Genomic DNA, 21281 nt, shown 5'->3' with positions numbered 1-21281 from the left:
AAAAACCTTGTAGGTGTTAAATCAAAATAATAATTTAAAAAAAGATACTCACACAAGAGTTCCTTCTCTTTGGGAAGGTTAGGATGGGATTATGAAAGTATTAAAAATAGCAACAGCAGGTAGTGTAGATGATGGTAAAAGTACCTTAATTGGTCGTATTTTATACGATACAAAATCATTAACTGATGATAAATTAGAAGCCATAGAAGAAAAAAGTAGTCAAAGAGGATTTGATTATTTAGATTTTTCTTTAGCAACAGATGGTTTAGTAGCAGAAAGAGAACAAGGAATTACTATTGATGTAGCGCATATTTATTTTTCTACACCTTCTAAAAGTTTCATTATTGCAGATACTCCAGGACATATAGAATATACCAGAAATATGGTTACAGGTGCTTCTACAGCACAAGCTTCTATTGTGTTAATTGATGCAAGAAATGGAGTTGTAGAACAAACGTACAGACACTTTTTTATCAATAATTTATTACGAATTAAAGATGTTGTAATTGCTGTAAATAAAATGGATTTAGTTGATTTTTCAGAAGAAAAATTCAATCAAATTAAAGGAGAAATTGAGTATTTAGCGAGTAAAAGTGAGTATAAAGGTCAGAATTTAACTTTCATTCCTTTATCCGCATTAAAAGGTGATAATGTTGTAGATAAGTCTGATAATATGGATTGGTATCAAGGTGAAACCTTAATGCACCATTTGGAAAGGTTAGATGCTGATGATATTAACGATGAATCTCAAACGCGTTTTCCAGTGCAAACAGTAATCAGACCAAAAACTGAGGAGTACCATGATTATAGAGGTTATGCAGGTAAGATTTATGGAGGAGATTTTGCAGTAGGTGATGAGGTTACAGTATTACCATCTTTAACAAAATCAAAAATAAAAAGTATCAACTTTTTTGATAAAGAATATCAAAAAGCAAAAAGAGGAAGCTCTGTAACCATCACATTAGCAGATAATGTAAATGTAAGTAGAGGTGATATGTTAGTAAAAGTTGATGAACAGCCAACCATTGCAAAACAATTAGATGCTACAATTTGCTGGATGGATAAAGAGCCATTGCAAGCATCACAAAAATATTACATCAAACATGGTGTAAATGATGCACAAGCAAAAATTATGCAGTTAAATAGTATTATAAAAACGGATTTTTCAGGAATAGAAGAAAGTCCATCAGCATTAGAATTGAACCAAATTGGAGACATTCAATTAAAATTGAGTAGACCCTTATCTTTTGATGCCTACAAAGACAATAAATCAAATGGTTCATTCATTTTAATCAACCCAAAAACAAACAATACAGTTGGTGTAGGATTTATCAATCCCCCTAACCCCCAAAGGGGGAATTAGCTTGTTTGCTAAAAAATGAAAAAGCAAAATTCCTGCAAAGTTTCAAAAAAAGAGTAAGTAAAAAAAGAAGATATTAATTTAAAAAAAAACCGTAAAAACTCCTTCCCTTTGGGAAGGTTGGGATGGGAAAATGCAAAGTTTTAGAACAGAAATAGAAAATCCAGTTGTAGAAAAAGATATTATTGAATTAGCAGATAAAATTGCAGCTTTCAATAACCTACAAATAGATGAAGAAAAATTTAGAAGTTTACGTTTAGCAAGAGGTGTATATGGTCAGCGTCAAGAAGGCGTTCAAATGATTCGTATCAAAATACCTTATGGTAAATTAAAGAGCAATCAATTACGTAGGGTTTCTGAAGTTTCTGACGAATATTCAAGAGGAAGATTGCATATTACAACACGTCAAGATATTCAAATTCATTATGTAGATTTGAACAGAACTCCAGAGTTGTGGGCAGAATTAGAACGTGATGATGTTACTTTGCGTGAAGCTTGTGGTAACGTGGTTAGAAACGTAACTGCATCAGAAACTGCAGGTATAGATGTAAATGAGCCTTTTGATGTTTCTCCTTATGCAGATGCATTGTACAAGTTCTTTTTACGTAACCCAATTTGTCAAGAAATGGGGCGTAAATTCAAAGTTTCTTTTTCTTCTACAGATGAAGATACAGGCTTATCTTATTTACACGATTTAGGATATATTGCTAAAATTCAAGATGGTGTAAGAGGTTTTAAAGTGATGGTTGCAGGAGGTTTAGGTTCTCAACCAAGACACGCAGATATGTTATATGATTTTTTACCATCAGATAAAATCATTCCAGTGATGGAAGGAGTTTTAAGAATTTTTGATAGATATGGTGAGCGTAAAAGTAGAGCCAAAGCAAGAATGAAATTCTTAGTAAAAGATATTGGTTTAGATGCGTTTAGAGAGTTAATTGAACAAGAACAAAAAGCAATTGAGTTTAAATCTGTGGCTATTGATGCTGATGGGTATGTGGCTTCAAAACCAGTTGCTGTTGAAGCTCCAGAAGTTACTATTAAAAACCAAGCAGCTTTTAATTTGTGGAAGTCAACAAACATCATTCCTCAAAAACAGGAAGGTTATGTTGCAATTGGGATAAAAGTTTTATTAGGAGATTTTTACACAGATAAAGCACGATTATTGGCAGATTTAGTTGAGAATTATGCAGCAGGAGAAGTGCGTTTAACTTTACGTCAAAATATTGTAATTCCTTTTGTGAAGGAAGAATTAGTACCTTATTTCTATCAAGAATTAGAAAAATTAGGATTTGTAGAAGCAGGTTATAATAAGGCTGTAGATATTACAGCTTGTCCAGGTACAGATACCTGTAATTTAGGTATTGCAAGTAGTACAGGAATTGCAGCAGAGTTAGAAAGAGTTATTGCTGCAGAATATCCTCAGTATTTAAAAAACCAAGATTTAGTAATTAAAATTAGTGGTTGTATGAATGCTTGTGGACAACACAATATGGCAAATATTGGTTTCCAAGGAATGACAGTAAGAACTCCGGATAAATTAGTGGCACCAGCATTGCAAGTGTTGTTGGGTGGAGGGAATTTAGGAAATGGAAATGCACTTTTTGCAGATAAAGTTGTAAAAGTACCAAGTAGAAGAGGTCCTGAAGCGTTGCGTAGAATTTTAAATGATTTTGAAGCAAATGCAAACGGAAAAGAATTTGTACATTATTATAAAGAAAAAGGAGAAAAGTATTTCTATAATTTCTTAAACGATTTGCAAGATGTTACCAATTTAACGCAAGAAGATTTTATTGATTGGGGAGAACAACAAAAATATGTAAAAGCTATTGGAGTTGGAGAATGTGCAGGTGTCGTTATCGATTTAATTGCCACTTTATTTTTTGAAAGTGAAGAGAAAATAGACAACGCAAAAGAAGCATATAATAACAAAGTATATTCAGGAGCCATTTATTATGCATATCAATCTATTGTAAATTCTGCAAAAGCGCTGTTATTATCAGAAAATCAGAAAACAAATACACACGCAAATATTATATCTAAATTTGATGAGTTCTTTATTTCATCAAAAAAGATAGATTTACAAACTTCTTTTTCGGATTTGATTTATCAAATTAATAAATTTGCACCCAAGCAAGAGTTTGCATTAAAATATATAAATGATGCAAATAATTTTTTACAAAAAGTAAGAGCGTATAGAGAAGTAGAAACATCAATTGCTGAAAAGGCTATTTAAAAAAGAGAAAATGAATTTTAAAAAGCCAAAATTAACAGTAGTAGGTGCTGGTCCAGGAGACGTAGATTTAATTACATTAAAAGCGATTAAAGTTTTAAAAAAGGCAGATGTTGTTTTATATGATGCTTTGGTAAACGAAGAATTATTAGCATATATCAACCCAGAAGCAGAGCAGATTTTTGTAGGAAAAAGAAGAGGTTGTTACAGGTATCAACAAGAACAAATTAACGAATTGATTGTTGCTCGTGCAAAATCAAATGGACATGTAGTTCGTTTAAAAGGAGGAGATCCATTTATTTTTGGAAGAGGTGCAGAAGAAATGGAATATGCTGCAAATTACGGTATCGAAACAGCAATGGTTCCAGGTATTTCCTCTTCTTTGGCAGTTCCAGCATACCAAAATATTCCACTAACAAAGCGTGGGAACTCAGAAAGTTTTTGGGTAATTACTGGCACAACCAAAGAACATAAGTTGTCAAATGATGTAGCTCTGGCAGCAAAATCGAATGCAACAGTTGTGGTGTTAATGGGAATGGGAAAATTACCAGAAATTATTAAAATATTTCAAAAAGAAGGTAAAAATAATTTACCTGTAGCTATCATACAGGATGGAACAACAATTAGAGAAAAAGTAGGAATTGGAACGGTAAATACTATTTTAGAGGTTGTTGAAAAACAAGAATTAAGCAATCCAGCAATTATAGTTTTGGGTGAAGTCGTAAATCATAGAGCAGTATTAGCAAATGTGCAACAAGAATATTCGAAAGAATTACAGGTGTAATTAAATGGAAAGAAATAACTTATATCCAATTTTTTTAAAAACAAAAAACCTAAATTTTTTAATTGTTGGTGGTGGTTTTGTGGCAGAAGAAAAGTTAACATTTTTGTTAAAATCGAGTCCAGATGCAAATGTAACAATGGTTTCGCCAATGTTTAGAGAAGATACTGTAAATTTGTCAAAAAAAGGAAAAGTTACATTAATAGAAGATGTATATCAAAAAAAATATTTACAAGGCAAACATATTGTTGTAGCAACTACAAATGTACCTGAAGTAAATGTTCAAGTTTGGTCAGATTGTAGGGTAGAAGCAAAGTTGGTAAATGTTGCAGATAATCCACCATATTGCGATTTTTATATGGGAGGAATTGTAACCAAGGGCAATGTAAAAATTGCCATTTCAACAAACGGAAAATCGCCAACAACAGCCAAAAGATTACGTCAATTTTTTGAGGAAGTCATTCCAGAAAACATTGATGATTTAGTAAAGAATTTAAATAAATATAGAAAAACCATCAAAGGAAACTTTGAAGAAAAAGTAGAAAAGCTAAACGAATTCACAAAAAGTTTGGTTGAATAAGTTTACAGTAAAAAAAGATCTTTCAATTTCATTACATTTCGCTCAAGATGACAAAAAATTTGTCATTTTAAACGTATTTTTTGCGAAGTTGAGAAATCTCAACAAAATTTAAATAATATAAGTACTATAAACAAGATGATTACAACAGACATACTAATTATTGGTGCAGGACCAACAGGATTATTTACTGTTTTTGAAGCAGGTTTATTAAAATTAAAATGTCATTTAATAGATGCATTACCACAACCAGGAGGTCAATGTTCAGAAATTTATCCCAAAAAACCAATTTATGATATTCCTGCTTATCCAGAAATTTTAGCAGGAGATTTAACAGACAAATTATTAGAGCAAACAAAGCAATTTAAACCTGGTTTTACACTAGGAGAAAGAGCAGATACTATAGATAAGCAAGATGATGGTACATTTATTGTAACCACTAATAAAGGCACAAAACACCACGCAAAAATAGTAGCAATTGCAGGTGGTTTAGGTTCTTTTGAACCTCGAAAACCACTAATTCCAAATATTGCAGATTTCGAAGATAAAGGTGTTGAGTATATTATTAAAGAACCAGAAATCTACAGAAACAAAAAAGTAGTAATTTCTGGTGGTGGAGATTCTGCTTTAGATTGGGCAATTTTCTTGTCAGACGTAGCATCAGAAGTAACTTTAATTCATAGAAGAAACGAATTTAGAGGTGCTTTAGATTCTGTAGAAAAAGTACAAGAATTAAAGAATTTAGGTAAAATAAATTTAATAACTCCAGCAGAAGTAAAAGGGATTATTGGTACAGATAAAGTTACTGGTGTTGCAGTAGAGAAAAAAGGAGAAGAAGCTTTTATTGTAGATACAGACCATTTTATTCCGCTTTTTGGACTATCACCAAAATTAGGTCCAATTGCCAACTGGGGGTTAGAAATCGAGAAAAACGCCATTAAAGTAAACAATGCTTTAGATTATCAAACCAACGTTCCAGGAATTTATGCTATAGGAGACGTAAATACATATCCAGGAAAATTAAAATTGATTTTATGTGGTTTTCATGAAGCAACGTTAATGTGTCAAAGTGCCTATAAAAGAATTTTTCCAGACAAAAAGTATGTGATGAAATATACAACAGTAGGTGGTGTAGATGGTTTTGACGGTACAAGAAAAGAAGCACCAAAAGCAGTTGTAAAAGCAATTCAATAATTAGTTTGTAGCTTTTGGTTGTTAGTTTTTAGTATCAAATTCATCCAATCATTTTTTTTAATTTATTTTAGATTTTTTCTATTTATTAACCAGAAGCCAAAAATATCAACCAAAATAATGCTAGACATCAATATAAAAATAACAGACAGAAATGGAGTAACACATGAGGTAGTTGCACCAACAGATATGGCAATGAATCTAATGGAAGTTGTCCGTTCTTACGAATTGGCAGAAGAAGGAACCATTGGTATTTGTGGAGGAATGGCAATGTGTGCCTCATGCCAATGTTATGTAAAATCTGATCATGAATTGCCAGAAATGACAGATGATGAAGATGCAATGTTAGCAGAAGCATTTTACGTAGAAGACAATAGTAGATTAGGTTGTCAAATTCAAATGACACCAGAAATAGATGGATTAGAAGTAGAGTTGGCTCCAGAAGCATAAGTTGTATTGATGAAAGAAGTACAAGAAAAAATAATTTTTAAAAACTATAGCATGTGTTTAAGAGATGCTGTAGGAGTGTTTACCAAACAGTTAATTAACAATTTGTTTGACGCTTCTCATCTGTCTGAAAGCGGAGTAAAAACAAGGCTTCAGTTTTTAAAAATTTTAGATAGATTATCTGTAGATAATGGAGAATACTTATGGAATAATTTCGAGAATAATTTTATTAGTATAAGACATAAATTAGATTTAGATGCAAGAGCAGCCTACCAAAATGATCCAGCTGCAAAAAGTTTAGAAGAAGTTTATTTAGCATATCCAGGTTTTTATGCGATTGCGGTTTACAGGTTAAGTCATCAACTCTTAAAGTTAAATGTTCCTGTTTTACCAAGAGTAATGAGCGAGTTTGCACACAGTTTAACAGGAACAGATATACATCCAGGAGCAGAAATAGGGGAGTCATTTTTTATAGATCATGCTACTGGAATTGTTATTGGAGAAACCACTGTGATTAAAGATAATGTACAGATTTTTCAAGGGGTTACTTTAGGCGGAATTCAAGTAAAAAAGAGTTTAGCATCTACTAAAAGACACCCAACAATAGAAAGTGATGTTGTTATTTATGCAAACGCAACCATTTTAGGAGGAGATGTTATTATCGGAGAAAACTCAATTATTGGAGCGAACGTTTGTATAACAGAATCTATCTCAAAAAACTCAGTGGTTACTGTAGAATCAAATAATTTTATTACTAAAAGAAAATAAAATGAACACAAAAAGTATCATAGATTTTGTTGGAAATACACCTTTGGTGGAAGCTCAAAATATTTTCAAAAAAGAAGGAGTAACCTTACTGCTTAAATTAGAAGGAAATAATCCTGGTGGAAGTGTAAAAGACAGAGCAGCTTACTATATGATTTCTGAAGCTATCAAAAGAAAAAACATAAAAAAAGGAGATACTTTAGTAGAAGCTACAAGTGGTAATACAGGTATTGCATTAGCATTAATGGCAAAAGTTTTGGGCGTAAATATGGTTATTACAATGCCAGAAAACTCAACTATAGAAAGAGTAAAAACAATGCGTGCTTATGGTGCAAAAGTTATTTTAACTCCTGCAGACAAAGGTATGGAAGGTGCTATTGATTATGCACTAAAACTAAAATACAAGAAAGGATATTTTCGTTTAAACCAGTTTGATAATTTAGACAACCCTAAAGCACATTACAATACAACAGGGCCAGAAATTTGGAGAGATACAGAGGGGCAAGTTACCCATTTTGTTTCTGCTATGGGAACTACTGGAACCATAACAGGAGTTTCCGATTTTTTAAAAGGAAAAAATGAAGACATTCAAATTATTGGAGCACAACCTAAAGATGGAGCAAGAATTCCTGGAATTAGAAAATGGAGACAAGAATATTTGCCAGCTATTTTTAAAGCAAATAAAATAGACCAAATTTTAGAAGTTGATGAAGAAGAAGCTAAAGAAATGACCATTCGTTTGGCAAAAGAAGAAGGTATTTTTGCAGGAATGAGTAGTGGAGGTGCTGTTGCAACAGCTTTAAAAGTTGCAAATTCAATAGACAAAGGAGTTATAGTTGCAATTATTTGCGATAGAGGAGATAGATACTTATCATCAGATATCTTCGAATAACTATCAATTTTATGAAAATCTGTTAAAGAGTATCAGTTTGAATGATTTTTCTGAGAAATTAAGAAAAATTGTATCAATAACTTATTATTCTAACAATAGTTTTAAAGAAAATCAATATTCATTATTAAATCATAAAAAAAGTTCGTTACTTTGTTGCGAATTTAGTTCATAAACTTATTAATACGTTATCACGAAAGGTAGAGGGATTAGACCCGTTGAAACCTTAGCAACCCTTTGCAAAGCAAATGCTGAATTTATTTCAGCATCTTTTTAAAAGAAGGTGCTACATTCTACGAACATAAAGTAAAAATTGTCATTTCGAGCGCAGTCGAGAAATTTTTTAAAGTACAATTTTTGAATTTTATTTTCGAAAGATAACAGCGAAAAACACTTCACTTTTCCTGATGACATTTATAATATTCCTGCAAGGTTTTAAAAACCTTGTAGGTATTAAAAAAATAAAAATGTCTATTAACATTTACAAAGCTTTACAAGAAAGAATTTTAGTTTTAGATGGTGCTATGGGTACTATGCTACAAGCATATAAATTTACAGAAGAAGATTTTAGAGGAGAACGCTTTAAAGACTATCCAACACCTTTGCAAGGTAATAACGATTTGCTATCACTTACACAGCCTGAAGCTATCAAAACCATTCACGGAAAGTATTTTGAAGTGGGCGCAGATATTGTAGAAACCAATACGTTTTCTGGTACTACAATTGCAATGGCAGATTATCAAATGGAAGATTTGGTGTATGAATTAAATTATCAATCTGCAAAAATTGCCAAAGAAGTTGCCAATGAATTTACAGCAAAAGAACCACACAAACCACGTTTTGTAGCAGGTTCTATTGGCCCAACAAACAGAACAGCAAGCATGTCTCCAGATGTAAATGACCCTGGGTATAGAGCAGTAACTTTTAACGAGTTAAGAATCGCCTACAAGCAGCAAACAGAGGCGTTATTGGATGGAGGTGCAGATTTATTACTGGTAGAAACGGTTTTTGATACCTTAAATGCAAAAGCGGCTTTATTTGCGATAGAGCAAGTTAAAGAAGAACGTAATATTGAAGTTCCTATTATGTTAAGTGGAACAATTACTGATGCTTCAGGAAGAACATTATCAGGGCAAACAGCAGAAGCTTTTTTAATTTCTGTTTCTCATATACCTCTTTTATCTGTTGGATTCAATTGTGCTTTAGGAGCCAATTTATTACAACCACATTTAGAAGCAATTGCGAATAAAACTGAGTTTGCAATTTCTGCACATCCAAATGCAGGGTTACCAAATGCTTTTGGTGAGTATGATGAAACTCCAGAAGAAATGGGAGAGCAAATAGAAGAGTATTTAAAGAAAAATTTGATCAATATTATTGGAGGTTGTTGTGGTACAAGTCCAGAGCATATAAAAGTGATAGCAAATATTGCTGCTAAATATAAACCAAGAGCCCATCCCTCAATCCCTTCCCAAAGGGAAGGGAAGTACAGCACTCTTTAAAATCCTGTTTTTCTGTATAAGCTAAAACATAAAAACCAATTTAAACTTACTTCATTTTTAAAATGAGCGAAAAAGATAAAAATAAGAACTTCACAAAAGCCTCTTCCCTTTGGGGAGAGGTTGGAGAGGGGCGTAAATACATGAAATTATCTGGTTTAGAACCATTGATAATTACGTCTCAAAGCAACTTTATCAATGTTGGAGAACGAACAAATGTTGCAGGTTCGCGTAAGTTTTTACGCTTAATCAAAGAAGAAAAATTTGATGAAGCCTTAGATATTGCAAGGCATCAAGTAGATGGTGGTGCTCAAATTATCGATATTAATATGGATGATGGTTTGATTGATGGAAAAGAAGCAATGGTTCGTTTTTTAAACTTAATTGCTGCAGAACCAGATATCTGTAGAGTGCCTATTATGATTGATTCCTCAAAATGGGAAATCATAGAAGCTGGTTTACAAGTGGTGCAAGGTAAATGTGTGGTAAATTCTATTTCTTTAAAAGAAGGTGAAGAAAAATTCATCTGGGAAGCTACACAAATAAAACGTTATGGAGCAGCAGTAATTGTAATGGCTTTTGATGAAGTTGGACAAGCAGATAATTACGAACGAAGAATTGAAATTGCAAAACGTTCTTACGATATTTTAGTAAACAAAGTTGGTTTTGCGAGTGAAGACATCATTTTCGATTTGAATATTTTTCCTGTAGCAACAGGAATGGAAGAACACAGAAAAAATGCTATCGATTTTATCGAAGCTACAAAATGGGTTAGAGAAAATTTGCCTAACGTTTCTGTGAGTGGAGGTGTGAGTAATGTATCATTTTCATTTAGAGGAAACAATACAGTTAGAGAAGCAATGCACTCAGTATTTCTATATTATGCCATTCAAAATGGGATGAATATAGGAATTGTAAATCCTGCAATGTTAGAAGTATATGATGATATTCCAAAGGATTTATTAGAGTACGTAGAAGATGTAATTTTAGATAGACGTGATGATGCTACAGAACGTTTACTTGATTTTGCAGAAACTGTAAAAGGAACTTCAAAAGAGAAAACAGCAGATTTATCTTGGAGAGAAAATCCGTTACAAGACAGAATTACCCACGCTTTGGTAAAAGGAATAGATGCGTTTATTATAGAAGATGTAGAGCAAGCAAGACAAGAAGCTACAGCACCAATTGAAGTAATTGAAGGGCATTTAATGATTGGGATGAATGTGGTTGGAGATTTGTTTGGAGCAGGTAAAATGTTCTTACCACAAGTGGTGAAATCTGCGCGTGTAATGAAAAAAGCGGTTGCGTATTTAAACCCATTTATTGAGGCAGCAAAATCCGATAAATCAGAACCAGTTGGTAAAATTTTAATGGCAACTGTTAAGGGTGATGTGCACGATATTGGTAAAAACATTGTAAGTGTGGTGTTGGCTTGTAATAATTACGAAATTGTAGATTTAGGAGTTATGGTTCCACCAGAAAAAATCATTCAAACTGCTATAGATGAACGCGTAGATGCGATTGGTTTAAGTGGATTAATAACACCTTCTTTAGACGAAATGGTCTATTTAGCCAAAGAAATGCAACGTCAAAATTTTGAGTTGCCTTTGCTAATTGGTGGTGCAACAACCTCCAAAGCGCATACAGCAGTTAAGATTGATACCCAATATAAAAATGCAGTGGTGCATGTAAATGATGCAAGTAGAGCAGTAACTGTGGTTGGAGATTTATTAAACAAAAAATCAAGTCATTTATATACTGCTAAACTAAAAAAAGATTATGACGAATTCAGAACCAAGTTTTTAAAACGAGGTAAAGAAAAATCATACATTTCTATTGATGAAGCTCGCAAACGTAAATATAAAATTGATTGGGAAACTTCAGAAATTAAAAAGCCAAACGAATTAGGAATTCAAGTTTTAAAACAATTGAGTTTAAAAGAATTGTTACCTTTTATAGATTGGAGTCCGTTTTTTAGAAGTTGGGATTTGCATGGTAAATTTCCTGACATTCTAACAGACAAAGTTGTTGGAGAAGAAGCATCTATAATGTATGAAGAAGCGCAACAAATGATTGCAGAAATTATCGCAAATCAATCTTTAAAACCCAAAGCAGTTTTTGGCTTGTTTGAAGCAAATTCAATTAATGAAGATGATATTGAGGTTTCAATAAAGCCAAATAGAAATAAAAACGTCATTTCGAGCAACGTCGAGAAATCTCAAAACAATAAAGTTGTTTTTAGAACTTTACGTCAGCAATTAAAGAAAAGAGAAGGAATTCCAAACCATGCTTTAGCCGATTTTATTGCTCCAAAAGAAACCAATAAAACAGATTATATAGGTGCATTTTGTGTTGGTATTTTCGGAGCACAAGAATTAGCAGAAAGTTACAAAGCCAAAGAAGACGATTATAATGCAATAATGGCACAAGCCATTGCAGATAGATTTGCAGAAGCATTTGCAGAGTATTTACACAAACAAATAAGAACAAAACATTGGGGGTATTCTGCTGATGAAGAGTTAACCAATGATGATTTAATAAAAGAAAATTACAAAGGAATTAGGCCAGCTCCAGGTTATCCTGCATGTCCAGATCATTTAGAAAAAGAAACCATTTGGAATTTATTAAAAGTAGAAGAAAACATAGGAGTAACCTTAACAGAAAGTTTGGCAATGTGGCCAGCAGCAGCAGTTTCTGGGTATTATTTTGCCAACAAAGAAGCAAAATATTTTGGTTTGGGTAAAATTACAGATGACCAACTTACTGATTATTCAGAAAGAAAAGGAATAACAAAAGAGAAAGCAAGAAAATGGCTGCATCCTAATTTAGCGAATTAATTCTCCTGCAAGGTTTCAAAAACCTTGTAGGTGTTTAAAAAAATAAATTTGTAAAAGAAAGACATTCGTTGGCAAACAAGTTGCGTTAGCGATTGAAGTGGCATCCCCTGAACTTGTTTCAGGGATAAAACGTAAAGCGCGACCTTTAGGTAACGCACAAATAAAAAATATAAACTAGATACTGAAACAAGTTCAGCATAAATGAAGATTACAGATCACATAAAAAACGCAGACGGAAAAACATTGTTTTCGTTTGAAATTATTCCGCCAAAAAAAGGAAATAACATTCAAGATTTATATAATAATATAGATCCTTTAATGGAGTTTAAACCACCTTTTATAGATGTTACAACTTCCAGAGAAGAATATGTTTATATAGATAAAGGCAATGGTTTGTTAGATAGAAAAATAACCAGAATGCGCCCAGGAACTGTGGGAATTTGTGCAGCCATTAAGCACAAATATGACGTAGATACTGTGCCACATGTGTTGTGTGGAGGTTTTACAAAAGAGGAAACAGAGTACGTTTTGGTAGATTGCCATTATTTAGGAATAGATAATGTAATGGCGTTAAGAGGTGATGCTATGAGTCATCAAAAATATTTTACACCAAATGAAGGAGGAAACCAATATGCAAAAGATTTGGTTTCGCAAATTCAAAATTTAAATTGTGGAAAGTATTTACACGATGTTGTAGAAGCGTCTAATAAAGCAGATTTTTGTATAGGAGTTGCAGGTTATCCAGAAAAACATTTAGAAGCTCCTTCTTTACAAACGGATTTAAAACGTTTGAAAGAGAAAGTAGATGCTGGTGCAGATTATGTAGTAACTCAGATGTTTTTTGATAATAAAAAGTATTTTGCGTTTGTAGAAGCTGCAAAAAAAGTGGGAATAAATGTACCAATTATTCCAGGAATTAAGCCAATTGCAGTAAAGCGTCACTTGCAATTATTACCTCAGGTATTTCGAATAGATATTCCAGAAGAATTAATTAATGAAGTAGAAAATTGTAAAACAAATAAAGAGGTTCGTCAAGTTGGTATTGAGTTTGCCATACAACAATCCAAAGAACTATTAGCAGCTGGTGTGCCAGTTTTACACTATTATTCTATGGGAAAAAGCGATAATATTCATGCAATAGCTTCTGAGTTGTTTTAAGTATTTTGTTATTCCTGTGTAGGCAAGAATCTACATTTATATTTTAAGTTTTGTTAGACCTTTATAAAAACTATTGATAGACTAATAGTAAAAAGTAATTTTTTTAGATTACTAAAAGTAAATAAAATAATTACTTTTGTATATCAAAAATTTAAGATAACAATTTAAAAAATATAAAATGGCATTAGAAATAACAGACGCAACTTTTGATGAAGTAGTATTAAAATCAGACAAACCAGTATTAGTAGATTTTTGGGCTGCTTGGTGTGGACCTTGTAGAATGGTGGGGCCAATTGTTGATGAAATTCACTCAGAATATGAAGGGAAAGCAGTAGTAGGTAAGGTTGATGTTGATGCTAACCAAGAATTTGCAGCTAAATATGGAGTAAGAAATATACCAACTGTTTTAATCTTTAAAAACGGAGAAGTAGTAGACAAGCAAGTAGGAGTTGCTCCAAAAAATGTGTATACAGGTAAAATTGATGCTGCTCTTTAGTAGTATTAACATTTTATAATATCATAAAGGTTTGGCTAACGTCAAACCTTTTTTTATTTTAGTGAAACTCAATTTTTAGAATTAGCAAAGCTAATTTTAAAAATTGCAAGTTGAACTAACCCTGCCTTTTTGCAGGGTCTCAATATAATTTTCTCAATCCTTACTAGAAATGGCAAAGTTATTTCTTAAGATTGTAAATAGAATAACTTTGCTCTTTTGCAGAATTTAATTAATAAAATCATCTAATGAAGAATGTATTATATTTATTTTGTTTCCTTTTTTTAATTTCTTGCTCAAAAAAACAAGAAGAATTAAAATTAGAAAAAGGAATTTCTTTCGAATTAGCCAAATATAGAAAACAACAAATTGCAGATGTTGTCTATAATTTACACTTTAAAATCCCTAAAGAGAAAACAAAACCAATTTCTTCAAGATTAGAAATAATTGTTACTATAAAAGATTTAAATAATGATGTTTTTTTAGATTTTAATGAAGATGCTTCAAAATTAAAATCGATTAAGATTAATGGTGAAAAATCAGAAATAAATCATCAAAAAGAACATTTAATTATTGATAAATCAAAATTAGTTTTAAGAGAAAATACCATAGAACTCTTTTTTGATGCAGGAGAAACATCACTGAACAGAAATGATGAGTTTTTATACACATTATTAGTTCCTGATAGGGCAAGTACGCTGTTTCCTTGTTTTGATCAACCAGATATAAAAGCCAAATATAATCTACGAATTACAGCACCAAAAGAATGGAAAGTGTTAGCAGGTGGTTTTGAAGAAAGTAGCTTAGAAATTGATGGTTTTACAGAACATACGTTTGCAACTTCAGATTTAATGAGTACGTATTTATTTTCTTTTGTAGCAGGAAAATTTACAGAAGAAACCAAAAATCCAGGAGCCTTTGATATGCGATTTCTATACAGAGAAAATAATAAAGAAAAGATTGATGAAAGTGTTGGTGAAGTGTTTAAAATTCATCAAAATTCAATCGATTTTTTAGAAGATTACACAGCTGTTAAATTTCCTTTTCAAAAGATGGATTTTGCAGCGATTCCACCTTTTCAATATGGAGGAATGGAGCATGTAGGTGCAATTCAGTACAGACAATCATCGTTGTTTTTAGATAAAAATGCAACTCAAAATAGAAAGTTAGGAAGAGCAAAACTAATTGCGCACGAAACCTCACACATGTGGTTTGGAGATTTGGTGACCATGAAATGGTTTAATGATGTTTGGATGAAAGAAGTTTTTGCCAATTTTATGGCAGATAAAATAGTGAATCCTGTATATGCAGAGGTAAATCACACCTTAAGTTTTATGATGTCTCACTACCCAAGTGCCTATTCTGAAGACAGAACAAAAGGCACAAATGCAATCAGACAAAATTTAGATAATTTAAAAAATGCAGGTTCTTTATATGGAAGAATTATTTATAACAAAGCACCAATTATGATGCGTCAGTTGGAATATTTGTTGGGTAAAGAGGCTTTTCAAGAAGGAATTCAAGAATATATAAAAACATATCAAAACTCAAACGCAGATTGGAATGAGTTGGTATCAATTTTAGTTAAAAAATCTGCTGGAGATATTAAAAGTTGGAGTGATGTTTGGGTAAACTCATCAGGAAGACCCGTTTTTTATGAAGAAATTGAAACCAATGAAAAAGGAAATGTAACCAAGTTTGTGATTCATCAAAAAGCTGAAGACGGTTCTGATAAAATCTGGACACAATCCTTTAAAATTAAATTGATAGATGCACGAGGTTATGAAAAAATCATAGGAATCAAAAATATGGGAAAATCTTTTGATATTACTTCTGGCACTAAAGATTTTAAACCAAGACAAGTTTTATACAACACAAACGGATTTGGCTATGGCGTTTTTCCTATTTACAAAGAAGAGATTTTTTCTTATAAAGATATTAAAGATGAAGTTTCAAGAGGGTATCAATTCATCAATTTATATGAGAATATGCTGAATGGAAAAGTTTCTCCTTTAGAAGCCTATGAAGTTTATTTAAACGCTATTCAAGTTGAAGAAAATGAATTAATTACAAACTATTTATCTGGTAGACTTCAAAACATATTTTGGACTTTTTTAAATGATAAAGAACAAAAAAATATTCAGAATAAAACAGAAACCACAATTTTTAATTTGTTAGAAAATGAGTTGCCAAAAAATATAAAAAGAACACTTTTTAGTTTGTATCAATCTTTAGCTATTTCTCAACAAGGAAAAGAGAACTTATATCAAATTTGGATAAAAGAGAAAAAGATTAAAAACCTTTTTTTAAATGAAAATGATTACACTTCTTTAGCAATGCAATTAGCAATTTTTAACCATCCAAAAGCATCAGAAATTTTAGAGAAACAACAATTACGAATTTCAAATCCAGATAGATTAGCACGTTTTAAATGGTTATTACCATCACTTTCAAGTGATGAAAAAGTACGCGATGAATTTATGAAATCGCTATTGCAAAAAGAGAATAGAGAAAAAGAATCTTGGGTGCAAACTGCTTTAAATAATATACATCATCCTTTAAGGCAAAAATCATCAACTAAACATTTAAAATCAATTTTGTCAACACTAGAAGAAGTCCAATTAACAGGTGACATTTTCTTCCCAAAAGGATGGTTGGCAAGTTCTATCGGAAATTATTCGTCAAAAGAAGCAAATGCTATTTTGCAAGAGTTTTTAGCAGATAATCCAAATTATAATCCTATTTTGTTAAAGAAATTGTTGCAGACAACAGATAATTTAACAAGAGCTCAAGACATCAAAAAATAGCATGAATTTATCCGAAGTAAAATTATCAGAAATAAAAAACTTAGACATTCTTGCTAAACAGGTGGTAGAAGGTTTTATAACAGGAATGCACAAAAGTCCATTTCATGGATTTTCTGTTGAGTTTTCTGAACATAAATTGTACAATAAAGGAGAAAGTACAAGACATATAGATTGGAAATTATTCGCAAAAACAGAAAAGTTATATACCAAAAAGTACGAAGAAGAAACCAATTTACACTGTCATATTATAGTTGATAATTCTGCTTCCATGCACTATCCAATAGTAAAAAAACAGTCTATAGAGAATTTAAATAAAGTTGGTTTTTCTGCTGTTGCAGCAGCTTCATTAATGGAAATTTTAAAAAGACAAAGAGATGCAGTTGGGTTGAGTATTTATGCAGATTCTTATGAATATTATGCTCCAGAAAAAGGAAGTGAGCGACATAGAAAAATGTTGTTGCATCAATTGGAACAATTGCTAACTTCAGAATCTGAGGCAACTACAAATACCTATAAATATTTACATGAAATTGCAGAAAAGATTCACAGACGTTCTTTAATTTTTTTGTTTACAGATATGTTTCAAACTTCAAAAGAAGACGAAGCACTTTTTGAAGCATTACGTCATTTAAAATACAACAAACACGAAGTTGTACTTTTTCACACATTTGACGGAAAAACAGAATTAAATTTTGATTTTGATAAGGTTCCCAAAAAATTTGTAGACGTAGAAACAGGAGAAGAAATAAATGTTTATGCAGAAAACGTCCAAGAAAAATATAAAGAAATTGTAGGGAATTATTTTAAAGAATTGAAAAATAAATGTTTACAATATCAAATAGATTATGTTCCTGTAGATATTCATTCTGGATTTAATGAAATTCTCACAAAATATTTAGTAAGCCGAAAAAAAATGAAATAAATTTCATTTTTATATTTGGTTATCTAAAAATCTGTATTATATTTGCATCCGCTATAAGCAACGGTCTGGTAGTTCAGCTGGTTAGAATACCTGCCTGTCACGCAGGGGGTCGCGGGTTCGAGTCCCGTCCAGACCGCAGAAAGCATCTCAATTGAGATGCTTTTTTTGTTTAATTATTTTTCGTAAAATTAAAATAACTTCAATAAAGTTAAAGTTATTATTAAAAAAGTTAATACTAATATCTTTGTTGTTGTAATTTTACTAACTAAATAACCTAACGTGTCTACTCAAAAAAAAACAAAAAAGAAATATCGTTTTCTAAGAAGACTACTTCGCATTTTTTTTGGCTAATTATTTTTTTACTTCTTATTCTTCTTTTTATAAGAAGTTCTTGGGGACAAAATATTATTATAAATAAAGCTACCAGTTACATTTCAAATAAAACAAACACAAAAGTTGAAATTGAAAAAGCATATTTAACTTTTGATGGAAATCTAAAAGTAGAAGGACTTTTTTTAGATGATAAAAAAGGTGATACTTTAATTTACTCAAAATTTTTAGAAGCGGATTTCCCACTTTGGGGAATTATCAAAGGAACCGAATTAGGTGTAGAAAATTTAAAATTAAATGGTTTAAGAGCAAATGTTATTAGAAAAGATACCACTGCTGGGTTTAATTTTCAATTTTTACTGGATGTTTTTGCAACCAAAAGCTCAAATAAAGTTAAGGCAGACTCGCTATCTAAATCATCACCAAATATTGTTATAGGTAGTGTACAGTTTAAAGACATTAATGTGGTGTATGAAGATGTTCCTCTAGGAATTGAAAGCAGCTATAAAGTAGGGTTTTTAAAAGCCAAAATGAAATCCACAGACTTAGAAAGCATGATTTTTAATGCGAATGATTTGTTACTTAAAAATTCAAACATAAAGTACATTCAAAAACCAGCCTTAGTTATTTCTACAGAAGAAGTTCCTTTACCAAATTTAAGTGCAAAAAATATTAAAATTACAAATTCTGATATTTTTTATGAGTCTGCAGAAGCCAATATTTTAGCAAATTTAAATCTTGCTGATTTTTATTCAGAAAATGCACAAATTAATTTAAAAGAATCTATTTTTAATGTGGATGTTTTAGGGCTAAAAAACTCCAAAGTAGTTGTAAACTCTATATCAAATAATAAACCTGTAAATGCACCTCAATATAATAATAAATTTGTCTGGCCACAATTTACAGCAAATGTTAAAGAGGTAGATTTAGAAAATAATCAGATAACTTATCGAGCAAATAATACTACTATTAGTAATAATACTTTTAATCCAAACGCAATAGCAGTTCAGAATTTAAATTTAAAAGCATTTGATATTCTTTACAAAGAGAAGCAAGCTAATATAAATGTTAGCACTTTTAACTTTAAAGAAAGTTCTGGATTAAATATGAATCAGTTAAAGTTTAATGGTAAAATATCAGAAAAAAAGATAGCCATTAGCGATTTAAAATTTTCTTTAAATAAAAATAAGATTATAGGAGATTTAGAAATGAATTACAATTCAATTTCTCAATTAATAAATGTTCCTGAGTCTACAAAAGTAAATGTAAATTTACCTGTTATTCAATTAAATGTAAATGAACTATTAAAGTTTTTACCCACGTTAAAAAATAATAATTACCTAAAAAAAATAAGCGAAAAGCCAATTCTAGCAACAATGTATGCAGATGGAACGCTATCTGAAATTACAGTGTCTAAAGGTGCAGTTAATTGGGGCAACACAACTAAAATTTCTTTAGAAGGTAAAATATATAATAGTACAAATTTAGATTTATTAGAGATAGAAATTCCTAATTTTAGAGCAAAAACAATAAAAAAAGATGTCTTAAAGTTTTTAAATGAAGAAAGTTTAGGAGTTCAGTTACCAAAAGAAATGGTATTAACTGGTAATATAAATGGAGGTGTAAAAGAAATTTCAACAGATTTAAAATTGGAATCATCTCAAGGTATAATCACCTTAAGTGGAGCTTTTAGTAATAAAGAAAATATTAACTTTAATACCAACATCAATATAAAAAACTACAAAATAAATAATCTTTTAAAAAATAATGATTTCGGAGAATTAAGTATTAAAATTAGCTCTAAAGGAAAAGGAAAAACACTCAATAATCTGGATGCAACTTTAAACGCGACAGTTTCTAAATTTAAGTTAAATGATTACAATGTAAAAGATTTACAATTAAAAGGTGCTTTTAGAAACGGAAAAGGAGAGATAACTTCTAATTATAAAGACGATAATTTAAATTTAAAACTAAAAAGTGCTATACAATTAGATACCATAAACACACAAGCAGAATTAGATATTGATGTAATAGGAGCAAATTTGCAAGGCTTGGGCATAATGCAAAGAAATGTAAAAACGGGTATGGATATTTCATTAAATTTTAAAGGAAATTTAGAAAAATATCAAATAGATGCAAATGTAAAAAATGGAGCAGTAGTTTACGATAACAGAACTTTTTTACTAGGTCCCATTTTAGCAAAAGGGTTTGTAGCTAAAGATACAACCTCTGTAACTTTAAAAAATAAAATGATTGATGTAAAATTAGAATCTAATACAGATCCTCAATCATTTAGTAAGTCTTTGCAAAAACATGTTTTTAGTTATTTTTATAGAGATGCAGTTCTTGCAGATACCATTAAAAACCCTGTAGACTTAAAATTTGAAGCAAAGATTGCTCAAACTCCACTTTTAAAAGATGTATTTTTGGTAAATGTAAAAGATATAGATACAATCAATGCTTCTCTTAATTTTAATGAAGCAAAAAGAAAGCTAAACGCAAAAATTACAGCACCTCATATCAATTATAATGACAATGAAATTGATAGTTTGGCATTTACAATGCAAACGGATAAAGAAAACTTCAACTTTAAATTAGGCTTTAAAAATATAAAAGCAAACCCTTTAGATGTTCCAAAAACTGTAATAACTGGTAACCAAACCAAAAACCAACTTTCTTTAAATTTTTCAGGTTATCACAATGAACAAACCTTGATGAATGTAAATGCAAAAATTACAGGTAATCGTAATCGTTTAAAATTTTCTGTCAACCCAGAAAATTTGATATTAAACAAACAAGCTTGGGCAATTCCTATTGATAATGAAGTTGTTTTTGAAAATAATAACAAACTTTTATTTAAAGATTTTAAAATATCAAAAGGCAATCAATCTATAAATATAACAGACCAACTATAAAAAGTAACTAAAGAACATATTGCTTTAGAGTACAGTAATTTTAAAATTAGTGAAGTTTTTAATTATCTAAATCCAGA

Annotated in this window: 15 protein-coding genes, 1 tRNA gene and 1 riboswitch; all 16 genes read left to right on the top strand. The window is 30.9% G+C overall.

Annotation, left to right across the window (positions count from 1 at the left end; translation table 11 throughout):
• Positions 1-91 precede the first annotated feature (91 nt).
• The 16 genes from ACY2RW_RS11430 (at position 92) to ACY2RW_RS11355 (ending at position 21204) form a co-directional block, all read left to right on the top strand.
• Complete coding sequence (locus tag ACY2RW_RS11430; protein ID WP_490122860.1) at positions 92-1363, top strand: sulfate adenylyltransferase subunit 1; 1272 nt, start codon at positions 92-94, stop codon at positions 1361-1363.
• A gap of 130 nt (positions 1364-1493) precedes the next feature.
• Complete coding sequence (locus tag ACY2RW_RS11425) at positions 1494-3596, top strand: HEPN domain-containing protein (protein ID WP_490122859.1); 2103 nt, start codon at positions 1494-1496, stop codon at positions 3594-3596.
• A gap of 10 nt (positions 3597-3606) precedes the next feature.
• Complete coding sequence (cobA, locus tag ACY2RW_RS11420) at positions 3607-4377, top strand: uroporphyrinogen-III C-methyltransferase (RefSeq protein ID WP_490122858.1); 771 nt, start codon at positions 3607-3609, stop codon at positions 4375-4377.
• A 4-nt stretch (positions 4378-4381) separates the two neighbouring features.
• The gene (locus ACY2RW_RS11415) at positions 4382-4954 is read left to right on the top strand and encodes a precorrin-2 dehydrogenase/sirohydrochlorin ferrochelatase family protein (protein ID WP_490122857.1); all 573 of its coding nucleotides are present in this window, start codon (positions 4382-4384) and stop codon (positions 4952-4954) included.
• 135 nt (positions 4955-5089) lie between these two features.
• Positions 5090-6145, top strand: coding sequence for an NAD(P)/FAD-dependent oxidoreductase (locus tag ACY2RW_RS11410; RefSeq protein WP_490122856.1), 1056 nt, complete (start codon positions 5090-5092; stop codon positions 6143-6145).
• A 117-nt stretch (positions 6146-6262) separates the two neighbouring features.
• A complete protein-coding gene (locus ACY2RW_RS11405; RefSeq protein WP_490122855.1) occupies positions 6263-6592 on the top strand; it encodes a 2Fe-2S iron-sulfur cluster-binding protein in 330 nt (109 codons plus the stop codon).
• 9 nt (positions 6593-6601) lie between these two features.
• A complete protein-coding gene (gene epsC, locus ACY2RW_RS11400) occupies positions 6602-7357 on the top strand; it encodes a serine O-acetyltransferase EpsC (RefSeq protein ID WP_490122854.1) in 756 nt (251 codons plus the stop codon).
• 1 nt (position 7358) lies between these two features.
• Positions 7359-8246 carry a cysteine synthase CysM gene (gene cysM / locus ACY2RW_RS11395; protein WP_490122853.1) on the top strand — a complete coding sequence of 296 codons (888 nt, stop codon included), beginning with the start codon at positions 7359-7361 and terminating at the stop codon, positions 8244-8246.
• A 182-nt stretch (positions 8247-8428) separates the two neighbouring features.
• A riboswitch (SAM riboswitch) is annotated at positions 8429-8551 on the top strand.
• A 159-nt stretch (positions 8552-8710) separates the two neighbouring features.
• Complete coding sequence (locus ACY2RW_RS11390; protein ID WP_490122852.1) at positions 8711-9745, top strand: homocysteine S-methyltransferase family protein; 1035 nt, start codon at positions 8711-8713, stop codon at positions 9743-9745.
• Between the two features lie 140 nt (positions 9746-9885).
• Positions 9886-12579, top strand: coding sequence for a methionine synthase (metH, locus tag ACY2RW_RS11385; protein WP_490122872.1), 2694 nt, complete (start codon positions 9886-9888; stop codon positions 12577-12579).
• A gap of 201 nt (positions 12580-12780) precedes the next feature.
• Complete coding sequence (metF, locus tag ACY2RW_RS11380; protein ID WP_490122851.1) at positions 12781-13737, top strand: methylenetetrahydrofolate reductase [NAD(P)H]; 957 nt, start codon at positions 12781-12783, stop codon at positions 13735-13737.
• Between the two features lie 178 nt (positions 13738-13915).
• Positions 13916-14233 (top strand): thioredoxin, encoded by a 318-nt coding sequence (gene trxA, locus ACY2RW_RS11375; protein WP_490122850.1) that lies wholly within the window; start codon positions 13916-13918, stop codon positions 14231-14233.
• A gap of 245 nt (positions 14234-14478) precedes the next feature.
• Positions 14479-17037: a M1 family metallopeptidase gene (locus tag ACY2RW_RS11370; RefSeq protein ID WP_490122849.1), complete on the top strand. Its 2559-nt coding sequence runs from the start codon at positions 14479-14481 to the stop codon at positions 17035-17037.
• A gap of 1 nt (position 17038) precedes the next feature.
• Positions 17039-17959 carry a DUF58 domain-containing protein gene (locus tag ACY2RW_RS11365; RefSeq protein WP_490122848.1) on the top strand — a complete coding sequence of 307 codons (921 nt, stop codon included), beginning with the start codon at positions 17039-17041 and terminating at the stop codon, positions 17957-17959.
• Between the two features lie 62 nt (positions 17960-18021).
• Positions 18022-18095 (top strand) — tRNA-Asp (locus tag ACY2RW_RS11360).
• Positions 18096-18819: 724 nt separating this feature from the next.
• Positions 18820-21204 (top strand): hypothetical protein, encoded by a 2385-nt coding sequence (locus ACY2RW_RS11355; RefSeq protein ID WP_490122847.1) that lies wholly within the window; start codon positions 18820-18822, stop codon positions 21202-21204.
• The last annotated feature ends 77 nt before the right edge of the window (positions 21205-21281 follow it).

It is taken from the genome of Polaribacter sp. 2305UL8-11 (assembly GCF_058147165.1).
Note: the sequence above shows the minus strand (reverse complement) of the source record. Positions and strands in the feature narration are given on the sequence as shown.

Excerpts from the sequence above, each read along its gene's own strand:
- ACY2RW_RS11430 (WP_490122860.1), top strand. The coding sequence starts at position 92 with ATGAAAGTATTAAAAATAGCAACAGCAGGTAGTGTAGATGATGGTAAA.
- ACY2RW_RS11425 (WP_490122859.1), top strand. The coding sequence starts at position 1,494 with ATGCAAAGTTTTAGAACAGAAATAGAAAATCCAGTTGTAGAAAAAGAT.
- cobA (WP_490122858.1), top strand. The coding sequence starts at position 3,607 with ATGAATTTTAAAAAGCCAAAATTAACAGTAGTAGGTGCTGGTCCAGGA.
- ACY2RW_RS11415 (WP_490122857.1), top strand. The coding sequence starts at position 4,382 with ATGGAAAGAAATAACTTATATCCAATTTTTTTAAAAACAAAAAACCTA.
- ACY2RW_RS11410 (WP_490122856.1), top strand. The coding sequence starts at position 5,090 with ATGATTACAACAGACATACTAATTATTGGTGCAGGACCAACAGGATTA.
- ACY2RW_RS11405 (WP_490122855.1), top strand. The coding sequence starts at position 6,263 with ATGCTAGACATCAATATAAAAATAACAGACAGAAATGGAGTAACACAT.
- epsC (WP_490122854.1), top strand. The coding sequence starts at position 6,602 with ATGAAAGAAGTACAAGAAAAAATAATTTTTAAAAACTATAGCATGTGT.
- cysM (WP_490122853.1), top strand. The coding sequence starts at position 7,359 with ATGAACACAAAAAGTATCATAGATTTTGTTGGAAATACACCTTTGGTG.
- ACY2RW_RS11390 (WP_490122852.1), top strand. The coding sequence starts at position 8,711 with ATGTCTATTAACATTTACAAAGCTTTACAAGAAAGAATTTTAGTTTTA.
- metH (WP_490122872.1), top strand. The coding sequence starts at position 9,886 with ATGAAATTATCTGGTTTAGAACCATTGATAATTACGTCTCAAAGCAAC.
- metF (WP_490122851.1), top strand. The coding sequence starts at position 12,781 with ATGAAGATTACAGATCACATAAAAAACGCAGACGGAAAAACATTGTTT.
- trxA (WP_490122850.1), top strand. The coding sequence starts at position 13,916 with ATGGCATTAGAAATAACAGACGCAACTTTTGATGAAGTAGTATTAAAA.
- ACY2RW_RS11370 (WP_490122849.1), top strand. The coding sequence starts at position 14,479 with ATGAAGAATGTATTATATTTATTTTGTTTCCTTTTTTTAATTTCTTGC.
- ACY2RW_RS11365 (WP_490122848.1), top strand. The coding sequence starts at position 17,039 with ATGAATTTATCCGAAGTAAAATTATCAGAAATAAAAAACTTAGACATT.
- ACY2RW_RS11355 (WP_490122847.1), top strand. The coding sequence starts at position 18,820 with ATGAAATCCACAGACTTAGAAAGCATGATTTTTAATGCGAATGATTTG.